Annotated in this window: 16 protein-coding genes; 6 read left to right on the forward strand and 10 right to left on the reverse strand. The window is 63.1% G+C overall.

The window, feature by feature from the left end:
* Positions 1–26 precede the first annotated feature (26 nt).
* Positions 27–236 (reverse strand): hypothetical protein, encoded by a 210-nt coding sequence (locus K8I04_03955; GenBank protein MBZ0070868.1) that lies wholly within the window; start codon positions 234–236, stop codon positions 27–29.
* A 143-nt stretch (positions 237–379) separates the two neighbouring features.
* Between K8I04_03955 and K8I04_03960 the strand changes: the two genes are divergently transcribed.
* Entirely contained in the window at positions 380–3,544 is a 3,165-nt protein-coding gene (locus K8I04_03960) for an error-prone DNA polymerase (protein MBZ0070869.1), read from the forward strand.
* Positions 3,545–3,845: 301 nt separating this feature from the next.
* The gene (locus K8I04_03965; protein MBZ0070870.1) at positions 3,846–4,028 is read left to right on the forward strand and encodes a hypothetical protein; all 183 of its coding nucleotides are present in this window, start codon (positions 3,846–3,848) and stop codon (positions 4,026–4,028) included.
* A 105-nt stretch (positions 4,029–4,133) separates the two neighbouring features.
* Here the strand turns inward: K8I04_03965 and K8I04_03970 are convergent, their stop codons facing one another.
* The gene (locus K8I04_03970; protein ID MBZ0070871.1) at positions 4,134–4,847 is read right to left on the reverse strand and encodes a VPLPA-CTERM sorting domain-containing protein; all 714 of its coding nucleotides are present in this window, start codon (positions 4,845–4,847) and stop codon (positions 4,134–4,136) included.
* Between the two features lie 427 nt (positions 4,848–5,274).
* Here K8I04_03970 and K8I04_03975 point away from each other — a divergent pair, with 427 nt between their 5' ends.
* Complete coding sequence (locus K8I04_03975; protein ID MBZ0070872.1) at positions 5,275–6,360, forward strand: DUF2333 family protein; 1,086 nt, start codon at positions 5,275–5,277, stop codon at positions 6,358–6,360.
* Between the two features lie 11 nt (positions 6,361–6,371).
* Here the strand turns inward: K8I04_03975 and K8I04_03980 are convergent, their stop codons facing one another.
* The 4 genes from K8I04_03980 to K8I04_03995 form a co-directional block, all read right to left on the reverse strand.
* On the reverse strand, positions 6,372–6,563 hold the full coding sequence (locus tag K8I04_03980) for a hypothetical protein (GenBank protein ID MBZ0070873.1): 192 nt from the start codon (positions 6,561–6,563) through the stop codon (positions 6,372–6,374).
* A 171-nt stretch (positions 6,564–6,734) separates the two neighbouring features.
* Positions 6,735–6,923: a DUF2892 domain-containing protein gene (locus K8I04_03985; protein ID MBZ0070874.1), complete on the reverse strand. Its 189-nt coding sequence runs from the start codon at positions 6,921–6,923 to the stop codon at positions 6,735–6,737.
* 74 nt (positions 6,924–6,997) lie between these two features.
* On the reverse strand, positions 6,998–7,651 hold the full coding sequence (locus tag K8I04_03990; protein MBZ0070875.1) for a Crp/Fnr family transcriptional regulator: 654 nt from the start codon (positions 7,649–7,651) through the stop codon (positions 6,998–7,000).
* A gap of 150 nt (positions 7,652–7,801) precedes the next feature.
* On the reverse strand, positions 7,802–9,217 hold the full coding sequence (locus tag K8I04_03995; protein MBZ0070876.1) for an HDOD domain-containing protein: 1,416 nt from the start codon (positions 9,215–9,217) through the stop codon (positions 7,802–7,804).
* Between the two features lie 570 nt (positions 9,218–9,787).
* Between K8I04_03995 and K8I04_04000 the strand changes: the two genes are divergently transcribed.
* Positions 9,788–10,255: a peroxiredoxin gene (locus K8I04_04000; protein MBZ0070877.1), complete on the forward strand. Its 468-nt coding sequence runs from the start codon at positions 9,788–9,790 to the stop codon at positions 10,253–10,255.
* A 63-nt stretch (positions 10,256–10,318) separates the two neighbouring features.
* Here the strand turns inward: K8I04_04000 and K8I04_04005 are convergent, their stop codons facing one another.
* Entirely contained in the window at positions 10,319–10,621 is a 303-nt protein-coding gene (locus tag K8I04_04005; protein ID MBZ0070878.1) for a TusE/DsrC/DsvC family sulfur relay protein, read from the reverse strand.
* A gap of 488 nt (positions 10,622–11,109) precedes the next feature.
* On the reverse strand, positions 11,110–11,727 hold the full coding sequence (locus K8I04_04010) for a hypothetical protein (protein ID MBZ0070879.1): 618 nt from the start codon (positions 11,725–11,727) through the stop codon (positions 11,110–11,112).
* A 291-nt stretch (positions 11,728–12,018) separates the two neighbouring features.
* Here K8I04_04010 and K8I04_04015 point away from each other — a divergent pair, with 291 nt between their 5' ends.
* Entirely contained in the window at positions 12,019–12,303 is a 285-nt protein-coding gene (locus K8I04_04015) for a hypothetical protein (protein ID MBZ0070880.1), read from the forward strand.
* A 98-nt stretch (positions 12,304–12,401) separates the two neighbouring features.
* Here the strand turns inward: K8I04_04015 and K8I04_04020 are convergent, their stop codons facing one another.
* Both K8I04_04020 and folE read right to left on the reverse strand, forming a co-directional pair.
* The gene (locus tag K8I04_04020; protein ID MBZ0070881.1) at positions 12,402–13,934 is read right to left on the reverse strand and encodes a YdiU family protein; all 1,533 of its coding nucleotides are present in this window, start codon (positions 13,932–13,934) and stop codon (positions 12,402–12,404) included.
* 122 nt (positions 13,935–14,056) lie between these two features.
* Complete coding sequence (folE, locus tag K8I04_04025; GenBank protein MBZ0070882.1) at positions 14,057–14,686, reverse strand: GTP cyclohydrolase I FolE; 630 nt, start codon at positions 14,684–14,686, stop codon at positions 14,057–14,059.
* 164 nt (positions 14,687–14,850) lie between these two features.
* On the opposite strand from folE, the gene K8I04_04030 reads away from it, so the two are divergent.
* Positions 14,851–15,363 (forward strand): peptidylprolyl isomerase, encoded by a 513-nt coding sequence (locus K8I04_04030; GenBank protein MBZ0070883.1) that lies wholly within the window; start codon positions 14,851–14,853, stop codon positions 15,361–15,363.
* The last annotated feature ends 78 nt before the right edge of the window (positions 15,364–15,441 follow it).

The following is a 15,441-nucleotide window of genomic DNA, read 5'->3' on the forward strand; positions in this document are numbered from 1 at the left end:
TCATCATGGAGGGATGTGACGGCCGTTCAGCCGTCCTGTTCGATCTTGGTGAGCACGACGCTTGGCCGGTCCCCGGTGCGATAATAGACGAACTGCCGGGCCAACTCGTCATAGGTCTCGTCCCGGACCGCGACGCTGTCGTACCAGCGTGTCCACTCCCAACGATCCCCCAGCAGGTGCGCGGCCCGCAGCGGGTCTCCGGGCGGCAGCTCGCCGCGAATGCCATACCTCTTCATCGATCGTCCTCTATGGATGTCCTCGGCGGGATGATAGCCGAATTGGTCGCGAATGCATCCTGAAAAGCAGTGGTGCCACAAGGGCTTGGGGCGGGGCTTGCACGGTATTCGGATACTGTATACATATACAGTATCCGAATACCGTGTCTGCGACCATGTCCACTCAATCCGCGCCCGGTTACGCCGAGCTGCACTGCCTGTCCAATTTCAGCTTCCTGCGTGGTGCCTCGTGGCCGGAGGAACTGGTGACACGCGCCCATGAGCTGGGGTATGCGGCACTGGCGATGACGGACGAATGTTCCGTTGCCGGCGTAGTGCGTGCACATCGTGCGGCCCACGCGTGCGGGTTACAGCTCATCGTCGGCAGTGAGTTCAGGTTAGATGATGGTCTGCGCCTGCTATTGCTGGTGCGCGACAGGGAAAGCTACGGTGACCTGACACAGCTCATCACCTTGGGCAGACGCCGGGCGAAAAAGGGTACGTATCGCTTGACGCTCGAAGATATCGCCGCGTGGGGGAGACGCTGTCTACTGCTGTGGCTGCCCGATTTCAGACAAGGGATGGACCGGTCGTTTCCTGCGCACGACAAACTCGCACGCTTCCCGGCAGGATCATCGTGGATTGCGGTCGAACTCCTGCGGGATGGCTGGGACCGGGTGCGGCTACAGCGTGCTGAGCGCCTCAGCGCTATGGTCGGCCTGCCGCTGGTCGCCACCGGTGATGTGCACATGCATGTGCGCAGCCGCCGCGCCCTGCAGGATACGCTCACGGCCATCCGGCTCAATACGCCGTTGCCGCACATCGGCACGGCACTCGCCTCGAACGGCGAACGCCATCTGCGCAGCCGCGGATCCTTGGCACGGCTGTACCCGGCCGAACTGCTTGCGGAAACCCTGCGCATCGCCGGGCAGTGTCGATTTTCACTCGACGAACTGCGCTACGAATACCCCGATGAACTCACCCCGGCCGATGAGACGCCCACGACGTGGCTGCGCAAACTCACGGAGCAGGGTATGCGCCGGCGCTGGCCGCACGGGGTGTCTGCGCAGATACAGGCGCGTATCGAACAGGAGTTGGCACTGATCGCCGAGCTGCAGTACGAACCGTATTTCCTCACCGTGCACGATATCGTGCAGTTCGCACGTGGCCGCGGGATACTCTGTCAGGGGCGCGGGTCGGCGGCGAATTCGGCGGTGTGCTTCTGTCTGGGTATTACCGAGGTCGATCCGGATCGTATCGATACGCTGTTCGAACGTTTCATCTCCAGGGAGCGTGATGAACCGCCCGACATCGATGTGGATTTCGAGCATGAGCGCCGTGAAGAGGTCATTCAGTATCTCTACACGAAATACGGCCGTGACCGGACCGCGCTGGCGGCGACCGTGATCACCTACCGGACACGCAGCGCCATCCGCGATGTCGGCAAGGCCTTGGGTCTGGGGCAGGACCAGGTCGAGCGTCTGGCGCACGGCCAGAGCGGGTGGGATGGAGGCTGGGGGCGACCTGAGGCCGTGTCTACTACCGGCGCAGGTGCGCCCGATACCGCCGCGCGGCGGCTGCGCGACGCGGGTTTTGATCCGGACAGCCCCGTCATCCGGCGCCTGCGCAGCCTGGTCGGTGAATTGCGCGGCTTCCCACGGCACCTCTCTCAACATGTCGGTGGCTTCGTGATTGCGCGTGGCCTGCTGTCGCGACTGGTACCGATCGAGAATGCGGCCATGGCGGAGCGCACCGTCATTCAATGGGACAAGGATGACCTCGACGCGCTCGGCCTCCTGAAGGTCGACGTCCTGGCGCTCGGGATGCTCACGGCCCTACGCCGCTGTTTCGATCTCGTCGCCGGCTATGCGGGGCGTCGCTGGACACTGGCGACGCTGCCAGCCGAGGATCCGGCGGTCTATCGCATGCTCCAGAAGGCCGATGCCGTCGGTGTGTTCCAGATCGAGTCACGCGCCCAGATGGCCATGCTGCCGCGGCTACGGCCCGCCTGTTTCTATGACCTGGTGATCGAGGTCGCCATCGTCCGGCCGGGGCCGATCCAGGGTGACATGGTCCATCCCTACCTGCGCCGGAGACAGGGCCTGGAGGCGGTACGCTATCCCAGCGAGGCCATCCGCGGTGTCGTCGAGCGCACGCTCGGCATCCCCATTTTTCAGGAGCAGGTGATCAAGATCGCGATGGTCGCGGCCGGCTTCAGCGGCGGCGAGGCCGATGCGTTGCGGCGTGCCATGGCGGCCTGGCGGCGGCGCGGCGGGCTGCAGCCCTTCGAGCGGCGCCTGATCGACGGCATGTGTGAGCGCGGTTATTCCGAGCGGTTCGCGCGGCAGATCTATCAGCAGATCCTGGGCTTCGGCGAATACGGCTTCCCGGAATCCCACGCCGCGAGCTTCGCCTTGCTGGTGTATGCCTCGGCCTGGCTGAAATGCCATGAGCCGGCGGCCTTCACGGCGGCGCTGCTCAACAGCCAGCCCATGGGGTTCTATGCACCGTCGCAGCTGCTGCAGGATGCACGTCGGCACGGCGTCGAGGTGCGCCTGGTGGATGTGAACCGCAGTGCCTGGGACTGTTCACTCGAAGACCCTGCGGGGGGGGCGGCCTTGCGCCCGGTTTTACGACTGGGGTTGCGCCTGGTCAAGGGCCTGACCGCTGCGGCAGCGAAGCGCCTGGTGGACACGCGCGCTCAGCAGCTATTTGTCGATGTCGGCGATCTCGCGCAGCGCGCGCGCCTTACCCGCAGCGACCTGGAGGCGCTGGCTGCCGCCGGCGCCTTGCGGGCGCTTGCGGGCCATCGGCACCGCGCCCGTTGGGACTGTGCTGGCGTGGAGGCACCCTTGCCGGTGCTGGGGAATGCGGGCATCGCCGAGGCGACGCCACTGCTGCGCAGGCCGACCGAGGCGCAGGATATCGTCGCCGATTATGCCAGCCTGGGTGTCACACTCGGGCGTCACCCGCTGGCCTTGCTGCGCGGGCGGCTGACGGCACAGGGCATGGTGACGACCCGGACGCTGCGGCAGGCGCCGACGGGCGTCTGTGTGCGCCTGGCCGGTCTGGTGACGTGCCGGCAGCGCCCGGGCAGCGCGGCCGGCGTAGTGTTCGTGACCCTTGAAGACGAGGCTGGCAGCGCTCAGGTGGTGGTGCGGCCCACGCTCGTCGAGCGGTATCGACGCCCCCTGCTCAAGGCGCGTCTGCTGGTCGTCACCGGCGAGATCCAGCGCAACGGTGAAGTCGTGCACGTGATCGCACGACGGCTGGAGGACATGAGCATCCTGCTCGGCAACCTGGAGGCCGTCTCGCGGGATTTTCATTGAGCCACGTATCGGTTCCTCTATCCGGGGTGGTAGAGGAATGTCACTGCGGTATGCATCATGTCGACGTCGCACCGGCATCGTGCCGGGTGCGTGTGTGTCCCAAGCCCTCGGTGAGCAGCAGTTTCGTTCCCGACGAGGTGCAGAAAATTGGCGGGCGCAGCCTTGGCGTCTCCCAGACAGTGTGCGTCGACACACCGGTAGGTTAAAGCGCCCCCTCGCCCGGGTCGATAGTCTAGGCATTGCCGTGCGGTGTATTCGGCAACGGTTGTGGTTCCATCCTTTCCGATCAAGAGGGGGTACTATGAGCCCGATCAGACGTGCTTCCGCATTTGCCCGGGATGTGGGCAAATCATCGTCCAAGGGGAAGGGCGGGGAGTCGGCACTGCGCCAGGCCCTGGCGCGCCGCCGGCTCGAAGAACGCCGTGAGGCGCAGATACTGAAACAGCAACTGTACGACGTCATTTCTGACGAGACTCAACCCTGAGTCCAGCCGGCTGCCCGCATCCGCGGGCAGCCGTGCCTCTGTCCTTCCATCCATTTCAACCGGCGCGCCCGCGACAGGATTACCGCGGGTCACACTCAGGGTCACTCAGCGGCGACGGGCCACTCCGACCAGGGCAACCAGGCCAGTACCGAACAGCCACACTGCCGCAGGCACCGGCACCGGTGTGACGGCAGCGTAGAGTTTGATCTTGGCGCCGGAGGCATCGCCGACGGTGAAGCTGTCGCTGAAGGTCTGACCGTCATCCGCGGACCAGCCGAGAAGTGTGAAGATGAGGCTGCCGCTTTCGGTCTGGAGGTCGAACCGTGAAGTCTCGCCTTGGGGCGTGAATGTCAGCACATCGGCCCCATTGCCTTTCCTATCTACCCATCCGGCATCCATCAGGGAGAGGCCAAAGACGAAATCGATCGGCGACAGGGCACCTTCCAGCGTATAGGATAAGGCCAGATCGATGCTGCTGAGGCCGGGGTCACCGACGCCCGTGTTATTGGTGAAACGTAGCTTACCCAGGGCAAAGGGTTCGGCAGCACCCGAGTAGCCCGGCAGGCCCTGCCCGGGGGTACCGTGGCCGTAGAACGTCATCGTGCTGGGGCTGCATTCCAGGCAGTCGGCTGGTCGCCAGTCGAGGCTGGTGGTCGCGATGGTTGGGTCGGACTGGACGTCGTAATACGTTCCCCCCGTCGTTACGATAGAGTCAGACTCAAATTGGCTACCAACAAAATAATTGGCCGCGTAGACTGGACTCTGGACGGCGGCGGCTACCAGCATGCTGATTCCGGTGGATAGTTTTGTGAATTTCATGAGATGTGTCGCTCCTGTTTTGTCGTTGCAATGCCTGGTTTCCGTACATCCAGTGGATAGACACAACCTCCTCCGACTGGGACAGGCACATTAGCAAGCTTAGATATGTCAAAATACCGTTGTAATTGTAACAATGCGTGTCACTACCCCAGACGCGTGCGGCAAAGCGACCGGACTCGGTCCGGACCACATGCGGCTGCATGAAATATTCAAAATTGTTTCAATATATTGCATGCGCTGTGTGTACGGTTGGTTGCTGGGGTAGAACATTGAGTATGGTACGTACATTCGGACTTGCTCGTATGTAATGGCTGATTTTGTTGTAGGCCATGATGTATAGAGCACCTCGTCGGCTTATTTTCGGCAGTTTATGTGTAATCAGGACAGCTGACCCCGCTGTCTTCGAATCTGAACGGGATGTTTCAATATGATCGACAGGCTAAGGGTGTGGACCAGCCGGACGTGGAATGCTGGGCGGCGCAGCTGGCAGAGGATAGGGCGCCTCTATCATCCGGCGACACTGCGTGAAAGGGGGATGTTGTGGAGCGCCACAGTACTGCTCGCCACCCTCGCCCTGGTCGCTGTGGTCGTCGGTATCTATTGGAGCGCGGAGCCGGACGGCTTCGATGTCCGCGCGGCTGCGCAGGCCCGCGCGGGCGGCGAGGGGCTACCCTTGGTGAAGGGCTATACCTTCACCAGCACGCTCATGCAGATCGGTGAGGTGCTCCTCGACAAACGTGGCGGTTATCTTTCCAATGACGTGACGCCTCCGGGCGTGTGGCTGGATAACATCCCCAATTGGGAGTTCGGCACGCTGGTGGCGCTGCGGGATGCCGCCGGCGGACTGCGCAACCACCTGTCACGCTCACAGTCGCAGTCGCGGGAGGATCCGGACCTGGCCCAGGCCGAGCCGCAATTCAATTTCCAGAATGATTCCTGGATCCTGCCGGCCACCGAGGGCGAATATCGCAAGGGCATCGCGGCGCTTGGCCGTTATCTGACGCGTCTTCAAGACAGTTCACAGCAGGATGCGCAGTTTTATGCCCGCGCCGACAACCTCGCGCAATACCTGCAGATCGTGGAGAAGCGCCTAGGCAGCCTGTCTCAGCGGCTGAGTGCGAGTGTCGGCCAGATCCGGGTGAACACCGATCTCGCCGGCGATGCCGCGGCCCGCCAAGCCACCGAGTCGGCCGGGATCCGGGTGGTCAAGACACCCTGGCGGGAACTCGACGACGTATTCTACGAGGCGCGCGGGGCGTCGTGGGCGTTGCTGCATATCCTCCGTGCCATCGAGGTCGACTTCGAGGAAGTGCTGGCTCGAAAGAATGCCCTGATATCCCTCCGGCAGATCATCCGCGAACTGGAGGCCACCCAGCAGTCCACCCTGAGCCCGGTGATCCTCAACGGCAGCGGCTTTGGCCTGTTTGCCAATTACTCGCTGACCATGGCCAACTACATCGCCCGCGCCAATGCGGCGGTGATCGACCTGCGCGATCTGTTGCAACGCGGTTGAGGCGCCGCGCTTCAGCGCGGCAGCCACAGTGCCAGGATCAGGCAGGCTACGGCCAGGAGGATGAAGAACCAGCGGAACCGACGCACGCGGTTATGCGGTCGGACATGCGTCGGTGCCTGGCAATGGGGGCAGCGGTCCACACCCAGCGGGTAGGTCTTCCCGCAATACAGGCAGGGCGCCGATTCCCCGGAGCGGTTGGTCATGCGTATTCCCCCACAGTGACCCGCCCAGTCTAACATTACCGGTTTCGCCGTAGCGGACGCCGGTCCCTCCCGGGCTGCAAGGTGGGGCACCGCCAAACATGCTGGAGGGGGGCGACGAATGTGCCGTCGGCCTGGAATTCGGCTGAAGGGGGGCGAATCGCCCCCGCTCCGTTATTGAATCTTGCAGGTCTTCAAACCGAGCAGCTTGTACGCCGGGCACCAGCCGAGCAGCGCGGTAGTGATCGGGACGATGCCGATCCAGCCCCAGGGCGTCTGTGGCCCGATGAAGACGATGCTGATGAGGCCCAGTCCGACGATCAGCCGGAGTGCGCGGTCAATCCCACCCACGTTGTGTGCCATAGTCCCTGCTCCTTCGGTTTGAACTGGTCACAGGGTAAGTCAAGGAGCCGGTCGCTTCAGTGACTCGGTCACCATCAGTCCGCGCGGGCCAGATTCTGCAAGGCGGCGCGGTCCAGGACCTCGATGCTGGCCCGGCCGAGACGCACCCAGCCATGATCCTCGAAGCGCTTCAGATGGCGAGACACGACCTCGCGGGCCGAGCCCAACTCCACAGCCAGTTCCTGATGCGTCAGGGTGAGGCGGGTGTCGTCATGCGCCAGGTTGAGCAAGGCCATAGCCAGACGACCATCCACGGGGGCAAAGGCGACCTGCTCCATGCGGGCAATGATTTCCGCCAGGCGGCGGCCGAGATTGCCGAATACGAACCGCCGAAAGGTCTCGGACTGTGCCAGGGCGCGATTGAAATCAGCTGCCGGCAGGGTGATGGCGGTCACCTCCGTTTCGGTGATGCCGCCGGCCGGGTAGCGTGTGGCTCCCAGCAGGCAGGACGTCGTAAGTACGCAGGAATCTCCGTCACGGACATGGTAGAGCACGACCTCGCGGCCATTTTCCGTCAGCAGTTGTACGCGCACGCTGCCCTGCACCACCAGTAGATAGTTCTGGCATAACGAACCCGGCATGAAGACCTGGGCGTGTGCTGGCAGATCGATCACCTGGGCACTGGCCAGGATGGAGATGAGCGCAGGGTCCGCCTGCAGGGCAGGGAAGTTGTGCCAGAGTGATTCCATAGGGATTCCATCGGCATGCCCGTGTTGTGATCGGGCGGCATGGGTTTCGGGACGAATAGCATGACATCAATCGCGCGGCAGGCCTAACCGGAGGCGGCAGGCGCTGCCGATCGATGGATGATTGCCAGGCGCGTACTGTTGCTACCGGTTTCAGGCGGCCAGTTGCCGCGCCATGGCGTCCAGTGCGCTGCTGGACTCGAACAACGTGGCCGTGATCTCTCGGGCCGACTGCAGATCGAGACCCAGCGCGGCCAGAATCGCGGTCGGTGGTTCCGCTTCTGTACCGTCACCCATATTGTGCGCGCGCAGCAGGTGGTCGATACACTGTATCAGCTGAGCATACTCCGCATGCTCACCCGCATAGGCCTCGTTGTGGTGTTCCCTGCAGGTCACGACGACGGCCTCCGGCATGTTCCAGGCGCTCATCAGCCAGGCCCCCATCTCGGTATGGTCGACCCCCAGCACGCGGCGCTCTATCAGCGGCACCGGGATCTGAGGGTTGGCGGCCACCACGCGGTTGAGCAGGAAGAACTCCGCCCGGAACAGATGCCCGGCCAGCAGAAAGCCGAAGTTGTGCAGGAGGCCGGCGAGATAGGCGAGTCCCGGCTGCAGCGGCAACCGTGGTCCTATGAGCTTGGCCAACGCCTGCGCAAGTGCGGCACTGTAGGCGGCGTGCCGCCAGAAGTTCTGCAATCCCAGCGGGCCGTCGGCCGGATTACGGAACGTCCGGCTGGCCGCCAGACCGAGGCTCATGTTCAGCACCGTCTCGAAACCCAGCACCCGTGTGATCGCCTGGGGCAGGGTGTCGATGTTGCCACGAAAACCGAAGAAGGCAGAGCGCGCGTACCGGATGATCTGTGCTGTCAGGCTGGGGTCGTATTGGATGATGTCGCTCAGCTCCTGGATCCCGGCGTGCGGATCATTACGCAGGCGTAGCAACCGGTTGGCCATTTCCGGCATGCTGGGCAGGCGGTCGATGCGCTCGACGGCACGGCGGATATCCTCATGCGGGCGCAGGGCGGTCAACGGATGGCGGCGGTCGAGTTCACCGGGGAGCATGAAGTCGCGGCTGTCGCGGCTCTCGAGCACGCTCACGGGGCGCGCGATGGGGGCGTGGAGACTGTCGGCATGGAGGATGCGGAAATCATACCCCTGTATGCGGATCAGGCTGTCGCGGTAACCCGCCTCGAAGTGGATCGGGCCGCTGCTCGCCAGGCCGTCGTCAATGATGGCTGCCAGCCCGTACGGTATTCCGAGAGGCGGCACGCAGCCGGTCTCGCAGTCCGGAAAGGTGGCCGCCACGAGCTCGGGGGCGGCAGGTTTCAGGTTGCGCCCCAGCCGCTCGCGGAGGGTCTGGAAATCAATCAGGTGGGTGGCGGGCAAGATGGCCAGCAGCAGGCCCTGTTCATCTTGTAACAGTACGGCGCGGACCAGACTTCCGGGGTCTATGCGGCTGGCTTCGGCCGCCTCCCCCAGCGCCCCTGTCTCCGCCCCCGTCCGCGGCACCAGGGCATAGGGGGTGTGCAGACGCTCCAGATGGGCCCGTACGCGTTCAGACAGATGCATGTCTTCCCCCCTCTTTTTTTGTCGCCTGGGTCTAAGCCAAGGCCCGCCGAATGACCGGCCCGCTATTTACCTTGGTATTGACCATAGTATTGTCGGCCAGTTTCAGGTCAAGCGTACCCCGTGGCGGCTGGAACGGTGCTAGCCTCCGATTTTGACATCTGCCCGCGGCGGATGATGGGTCCGGTACCCGTCTCCCCTTGAGCATAGCCGAGGCAGGACACTATCCTGCGCGGTTCCGCCGGCGTGGCGGCGGGTTTTCATGCCGGAGGACATCACTGTCCCATAACTTTTACCCTGAAAACTCACTTCAACCACGGGAGCACGCGGAAGGACACCGAAATGAGATCGCGCCACGAAGCTCTGCCTCAGCACCTGGCGGGTGACGTGGGCTGTCGTGTGCAGCGTAGGATCTTGTCCGTGCGTTTCCGTGTACCTCCGTGGCAAATGCGGGTTTTGGGTTTATGGGACAGTAGTGACTGGTGGACTTATAATGGCGGTCGTGCCACCGTCGGCACCCTTGTTTCATCGGGCGGTACTCCGAGTCTGAGTTACCGTTAGCGGAGGTCTATCATGCTGGAAGCCGGGCAACCCGCGCCGGATTTTGATCTGCCGGACGCAGATCTGCGTAAATTCTCATTGTCATCACTGCAGGGTAAGCACCATGTCGTGTTGTACTTCTATCCCAAGGACGATACCTCGGGCTGTACCCTGGAGGCGTTGGACTTCACCCATCTCGCTGACGAATTCGAGCGTGCAGGTTGCACCGTGGTGGGCGTGAGCCGCGACGATTGCAGTAGTCATGCGGCGTTCCGCGACAAACACGGGCTGACGATGCAGTTGCTTGCAGATGTCGACGGCGAAGTGTGTGAGCAGTTCGGCGTATGGCAGGAGAAGGAAAAGGGCGGTATGAAGAAGATGGGTATTTTGCGTTCGACCTTCGTCATCGACAAGGCCGGCACTATCCGTCACGCACTGTACGGTGTCAGCACCAAGGGTCATGCCGCTGCCGTTCTGGATCTCGTCCGTGCGTTGAACTGAGTCCCTCAGTGGAAACGCCGGCACAAGGCCGGCGTTTCGGTCAATACGCAGTGCGGATCGGGGTCAGACGCAACCCGTTGGTTTAGGCAGGCCACCCCACTTGCAGATCACCTTCATCGGCCCCTTCTGGAAGACGTCGTACAAGTGTTTGCTGTCGACGCTCATTGCCTTGGCGAACTTGCGGATGGGCGGCACGACACCGTCCTCATCGTACATGCGGCGTGCCTCCAGGATGTAGTTCATGATCTCGTCGGAGATTTCCGACTCATCCATCCGGGCGAGTTCACGGGCGACTTCTTCCGACCAGTCATCCCGGTCAATCAGAAACCCTTCGCCATCGGTTCGAACAGATACTTGTGCACTCATGGCATATTTCCTCGTCATGTCGTCAGCGCGTGCGGATGCCGCACTGAGAGTTTGCGCCGCTCTTTAAGGCGGAATCGTGGTGTGCCGGTAGTGTAACAGGCCAAGACCGCCCTGCGACAGCGAAGGTATTAATTACGCTAGTAAATATAAGTGTTTCGGGCGTGAGGGGGTGAGGGAGCGAGGCGTGAGGCGTGAGGCGTAAAAGGCAAACCCTTTTTTGGCCACGGAAGCACACGGAAAAACACGGAAAAATCCATTGCCAAGGGCGTGTGGGCATTGTTTCTCAGCTTGAGTGGCTGAGGATCTGAGGCAGCACCGGTGGCACGAAATTATTCACACCCTTGCATTCAATGCCAAAACACCAAGGAGATTTTAGAAATAATGAGTAATCGTTAAACGGTTTGTACACTAAGATCTTTCCGTGTTTTTCCGTGTGCTTCCGTGGCCAAAAGGGGTTTTCTCCTCACGCCTCACGCCTCACGCCTCACTCACGCACCGGCGCCGCTCAGCATGTGCAGGCCGAAGCCGGCCAAGCCGACGCCGAACACCACCAGCAACCCGAGTGCCAACCGGTGGCCACGACTGACTGGGGCAGCGGCGTGGCGGCTGGCCGCCGCCCTGGACGGTACCGTCCCGGTGGTCTTGGTCGTGGTGCCGGCCGCCGTCTGGGGTCGACGCGGGGCGGGCTTACCCCGCTCCAGTTGGAGACCGCTGGCGTTCTGTCCGCCCTGGCTGCGGCGCGTCGTGCCGTGGTGGCCCAACAGAACGGCCAGTTCGAAATCCTGAGCGGCGCTCGCCGGCCGGGGCATGGGCGGTTGGGGCAAGGACGGATGTGCCGTCCCCAGGGCGGCCCGCAGTTCCGCGATTTCCTTCTTCGCCTTATGCAGCATGCGTTCCGCCGCCGCAATACGGTCGCGGGCGATGTGGTGGGTCGAGCCCGGCCGGGCCAGCTCCGCCGCGGCCTGAGCACGGACCCGGCGTGCCGTTTCGGCCAGGTGCTCGAGTTCGCGCAGGCGTGCTGCGCCGCTGGATGCGGAAGGGGCGAGTGGTTGGTCGTCGCTGCGGGGCGCCGGGAAGGGGTGGTGCTGTCTGCTGGTCGATGGCATATCCGCGGACCTCTCACTGAGGAGTTCGGCGTGGGCCGGCCACTGAAAGGCAGTCTGAGACGCCGTTACGTTACTGATTTATGTAGCGGCAGGTCTAGTATTGTCTGTGACATGAAAGCGGAAATGGGTCACAGTCCAGGCGTGGATTGCGACTCAAATTCACCCTTTAGCGCACACCGGGCCGGCCAGGATCGGCGGTCCTGGGCTGGTGCTGGTATTTGACGAACCGGGTGCGAGACGCCAGAGTATGCCTCGCGTCACGCGACCGACAACACGTGGGGAAGACTGGTTATGGTTTCTGATGTCAATGATCTGACTGTCAATTACGAAGAAGACGGGGTACTGCTGGTCAAGGAGTTGGACAAGAAAATCCTGTCCAAGGGCGCCTGGTCGACCGTGATCTTCCGCTACCAGGATTGGGACAAGGCCAAGGCGGATTATGGTCCCGACCGCTTCACCATCCGTCGTTACCAGAAGCGCGGCGGCGAATACGCACAGAAATCCAAGTTCAATATTTCAAGCAAGGACCAGGCGCAGGGCCTGATCGAGGCGTTGCAAGGCTGGATCGCCGGCTAGGAGCTTGGCGGATCGGGTGTGCGACCCCGCGCGCCGACGCCACGGCCCGGTGCGTACACAGCAGGCCCGCCGGTTAAGTCATGGTAGGCAGTTTGGCTTCAGGATGAACAGCTTACGGCGGGGGCTCGCGCCCAATCCGGTGCCGGCTCCGCCAGATCGGTGGCCTCGGGATGCTCGTCGAAGGGCGTCTGCAGGACCCGCAGAAGCCGGTCGATCTCGCTGTAGTCCCGGTGGTCACGGGCGTATTCGATGGCGTTCTGGGCCAGGTGGTTGCGCAGGACGTACTTGGGGTTGATGCGGTTCATGGCGGCCCGTCTCGTCGGGTCGTCGCTGTGTTCGGCGCGCAGGCGCGTGCCGTAGTCGTCTGTCCAGCGATCGAATGCCTCGCGGTCGATGAACTGGTTGCGTAGCGCGTCCTTGCCCGCGGCCGTAACAGCAGCCGGCTGGGTGCTGCCCAACTCAGCGAGTCGACGCCAGGTCGTGGTGTAGTCACGGCGCTCAGCGGCCATCAGCGCCAGCAGGCGTTCGGCCAGCTCCTGATCGCCGGCCCGCGCCTCGCGCAGGCCCAGTTTGGCGCGCAGTCCGGCCTGATAGCAGGTCTGGAAGGTCTCCCTATAGACGGCGAACTGGGCCACAGCCTGCTCCGCCGCCACCTCCATACGCTCGTCGAACAGGGGCAGCATGGCCTGGCCGAGGCAGCTCAGATTCCACAAGGCGATGTCCGGTTGGTGGTCGAAGGCGTAGCGGCCATGGTGGTCCGAATGGTTGCAGACGAGGTCCGGTTCGTAGCCGTCCATGAAGCCGAAGGGGCCATAGTCCAGCGTCAGGCCGAGCATGGACATATTATCGGTGTTCATCACGCCGTGCGCGAAGCCCACCAGCTGCCAGTCGGCGAGCAGCCGCGCCGTGCGCACCACGACCTCCCGATAGAGCGCGAGATAGCGGTCGGCGCGGTCGGCAAGTTCCGGGTAGTGGTGCGTGATCATGTAATCGGCGAGCGTGCGCAGCGCATCGAAGCGGCCGCGGTAGTAGAACACCTCGAAGGAACCGAAGCGCACGTGACTCGGCGCCATGCGCAGCAGCATCGCACCCGTCTCGATGGACTCCCGATAGACCTCCTCGTCGGAGCCGATGATGCACAGCGCGCGCGTGGTGGGGATACCGAGCCCGTGCATCGCCTCGCTGCACAGATACTCGCGGATGGTCGAACGCAGTACCGCGCGCCCGTCGCCACCGCGTGAGAAGGGCGTTTGTCCCGCTCCCTTGAGCTGCAATTCCCAGCGCGCCCCAGACTGCGTCAGGACCTCACCGAGGGTGATTGCACGGCCGTCGCCGAGCTGCGGGACGTAGTGGCCAAACTGGTGTCCCGCGTACAGCATCGCGATGGGGGCGCTGCCGGGCAGCAGCTTGCCGCCGTTGAAGATCACCGGAAAGTCGGGCCTCCCGGCCTCCGCCGGATCGAGATCGATCAGGGCCGCGGCGGCCGGATTGAAACTGACGAGGTAGGGCGCAGCGAGCGGTGTCGGCAGCACGCGGGCAAAGAAATCCTCCGGCAGCTGGGCGTAGCTGTTGCTGAAGCAGAGCTGCTCCAGAGGCTTGAGTCGTTCGGGCTGGCGTGCAATATGTGGCATCAGAAGATGATGGCGAGCGCGACGATCCGATGCAACCTGGATTGCGCTGAGGTTGACGAATGGCACCCGCGGTACCACCGCAAAGTTGCCTCGCGTCGCCGCCTCGAATCGCCGGGCACGCCTCAGTCCTTGATCAGATCCATCAGCTCGGCGCGGGAGCGTGCATTCTCGCGGAAGGTCCCGCGCATGGCGCTGGTGACGGTGGAGCTGTTCTGCTTCTGCACGCCCCGCATCATCATGCAGAAATGACTGGCCTTGATGATAACCGCGACCCCGTGCGGGTTGAGGATCTCCATCATGGCATCGGCGATCTGATTGGTCAGACGCTCCTGGACCTGGAGGCGACGCGCGAAGACATCCACGATGCGCGCGACCTTGGACAGACCGATGACCTTGTTGTTCGGCAGGTAGGCCACGTGCGCCTTGCCGAAGAATGGCAGGATATGGTGCTCGCACATCGAGTAGAACTCGATGTCCTTGACGATGACCATCTCCTCGCACTGCTCTTCGAAGACCGCATTACGCACCACATCCTGCACGGTCATGGCGTAGCCGCTGGTGAGGAAGTCCATGGCCTTGGCGACGCGCAACGGGGTACGCTTCAGCCCTTCGCGGGCGGGATCCTCGCCAATGCGTACCAGCATCTGACGGATGATGGCCTCGAAATCGGGGTCGTAGACCGTATCGTCCTCGGTGTCGAAATCATCGAAGATGGGCGGGGTGGACCGGGCAGACGTGATGGGCTTGGTCATGGTCATGTCCAGGTGGCAGCAGGGGCCGCACTTGAGCCGCGATTATACGCAATTTTGTCATGACACAGCATATGTCAATCACTCAACCCGATGCCTATTGGGGATTTCCCCACCCCACGGGACCGATATACTACGGTGCATCTATTTTTCTTCGGTGAGGCCTCATGGACACCAAACCCGTTCAATTCATCAAGCGGCACAACTACCAGCGCATCGGCAAGGACAAGGTCGTGCGCTTGCGGTACGTCGTCTTCGAACAGGGCAGCGAACAGGCGCTGGCCTACCGTGATGATCTTATCTATCTGCACGGCGGGTATGGCGGGGCCTTCCCGAAGGTCGAGCAGGTGCTCGAGGGCCTGACCGTCGATGCCAAGGCCGAGGTGCACCTGGAACCGGCCGAGTGCTACGGTGAGCGTGACCCCGCCCTGGAAATGGCCGTGCCCCTCGAGGCGATCCCCACCGAGGCACGCACGCCCGGTACGCAGTTGGAGGGCGAGGCCCCGGACGGCAGCGCCCGCCCCTTCGTGGTGACGGCCGTCAATGAGACCGAGGTGCGCGTCGACGGCAACCACCCGCTGGCGGGCAAGCGGTTGCACTTCATGTTCGAGGTCATGGATATCCGCGCAGCGACCCAGGCCGAACTCGATGCCGGCTATGCCTTCAGCCTGTCCGGCTGACCGAACTCCCGCAGCCCACCCTGCCTGCACCGCAAAGCCCGATGCCCATCCCGGCACCACCGTCCCCACCGTCCCCAC

The organism is Gammaproteobacteria bacterium, from assembly GCA_019911805.1.
Taxonomy (GTDB): Bacteria; Pseudomonadota; Gammaproteobacteria; order Thiohalobacterales; family Thiohalobacteraceae; genus JAHJQQ01.

Excerpts from the sequence above, each read along its gene's own strand:
- K8I04_04005 (MBZ0070878.1), bottom strand. The coding sequence starts at position 10,621 with ATGAGTGCACAAGTATCTGTTCGAACCGATGGCGAAGGGTTTCTGATT.
- K8I04_03995 (MBZ0070876.1), bottom strand. The coding sequence starts at position 9,217 with ATGCATCTGTCTGAACGCGTACGGGCCCATCTGGAGCGTCTGCACACC.
- K8I04_04020 (MBZ0070881.1), bottom strand. The coding sequence starts at position 13,934 with ATGCCACATATTGCACGCCAGCCCGAACGACTCAAGCCTCTGGAGCAG.
- K8I04_03985 (MBZ0070874.1), bottom strand. The coding sequence starts at position 6,923 with ATGGCACACAACGTGGGTGGGATTGACCGCGCACTCCGGCTGATCGTC.
- K8I04_03965 (MBZ0070870.1), top strand. The coding sequence starts at position 3,846 with ATGAGCCCGATCAGACGTGCTTCCGCATTTGCCCGGGATGTGGGCAAA.
- K8I04_03980 (MBZ0070873.1), bottom strand. The coding sequence starts at position 6,563 with ATGACCAACCGCTCCGGGGAATCGGCGCCCTGCCTGTATTGCGGGAAG.
- K8I04_03990 (MBZ0070875.1), bottom strand. The coding sequence starts at position 7,651 with ATGGAATCACTCTGGCACAACTTCCCTGCCCTGCAGGCGGACCCTGCG.
- K8I04_03955 (MBZ0070868.1), bottom strand. The coding sequence starts at position 236 with ATGAAGAGGTATGGCATTCGCGGCGAGCTGCCGCCCGGAGACCCGCTG.
- K8I04_04010 (MBZ0070879.1), bottom strand. The coding sequence starts at position 11,727 with ATGCCATCGACCAGCAGACAGCACCACCCCTTCCCGGCGCCCCGCAGC.
- K8I04_04015 (MBZ0070880.1), top strand. The coding sequence starts at position 12,019 with ATGGTTTCTGATGTCAATGATCTGACTGTCAATTACGAAGAAGACGGG.
- K8I04_03970 (MBZ0070871.1), bottom strand. The coding sequence starts at position 4,847 with ATGAAATTCACAAAACTATCCACCGGAATCAGCATGCTGGTAGCCGCC.
- K8I04_03975 (MBZ0070872.1), top strand. The coding sequence starts at position 5,275 with ATGATCGACAGGCTAAGGGTGTGGACCAGCCGGACGTGGAATGCTGGG.
- K8I04_04030 (MBZ0070883.1), top strand. The coding sequence starts at position 14,851 with ATGGACACCAAACCCGTTCAATTCATCAAGCGGCACAACTACCAGCGC.
- folE (MBZ0070882.1), bottom strand. The coding sequence starts at position 14,686 with ATGACCAAGCCCATCACGTCTGCCCGGTCCACCCCGCCCATCTTCGAT.
- K8I04_04000 (MBZ0070877.1), top strand. The coding sequence starts at position 9,788 with ATGCTGGAAGCCGGGCAACCCGCGCCGGATTTTGATCTGCCGGACGCA.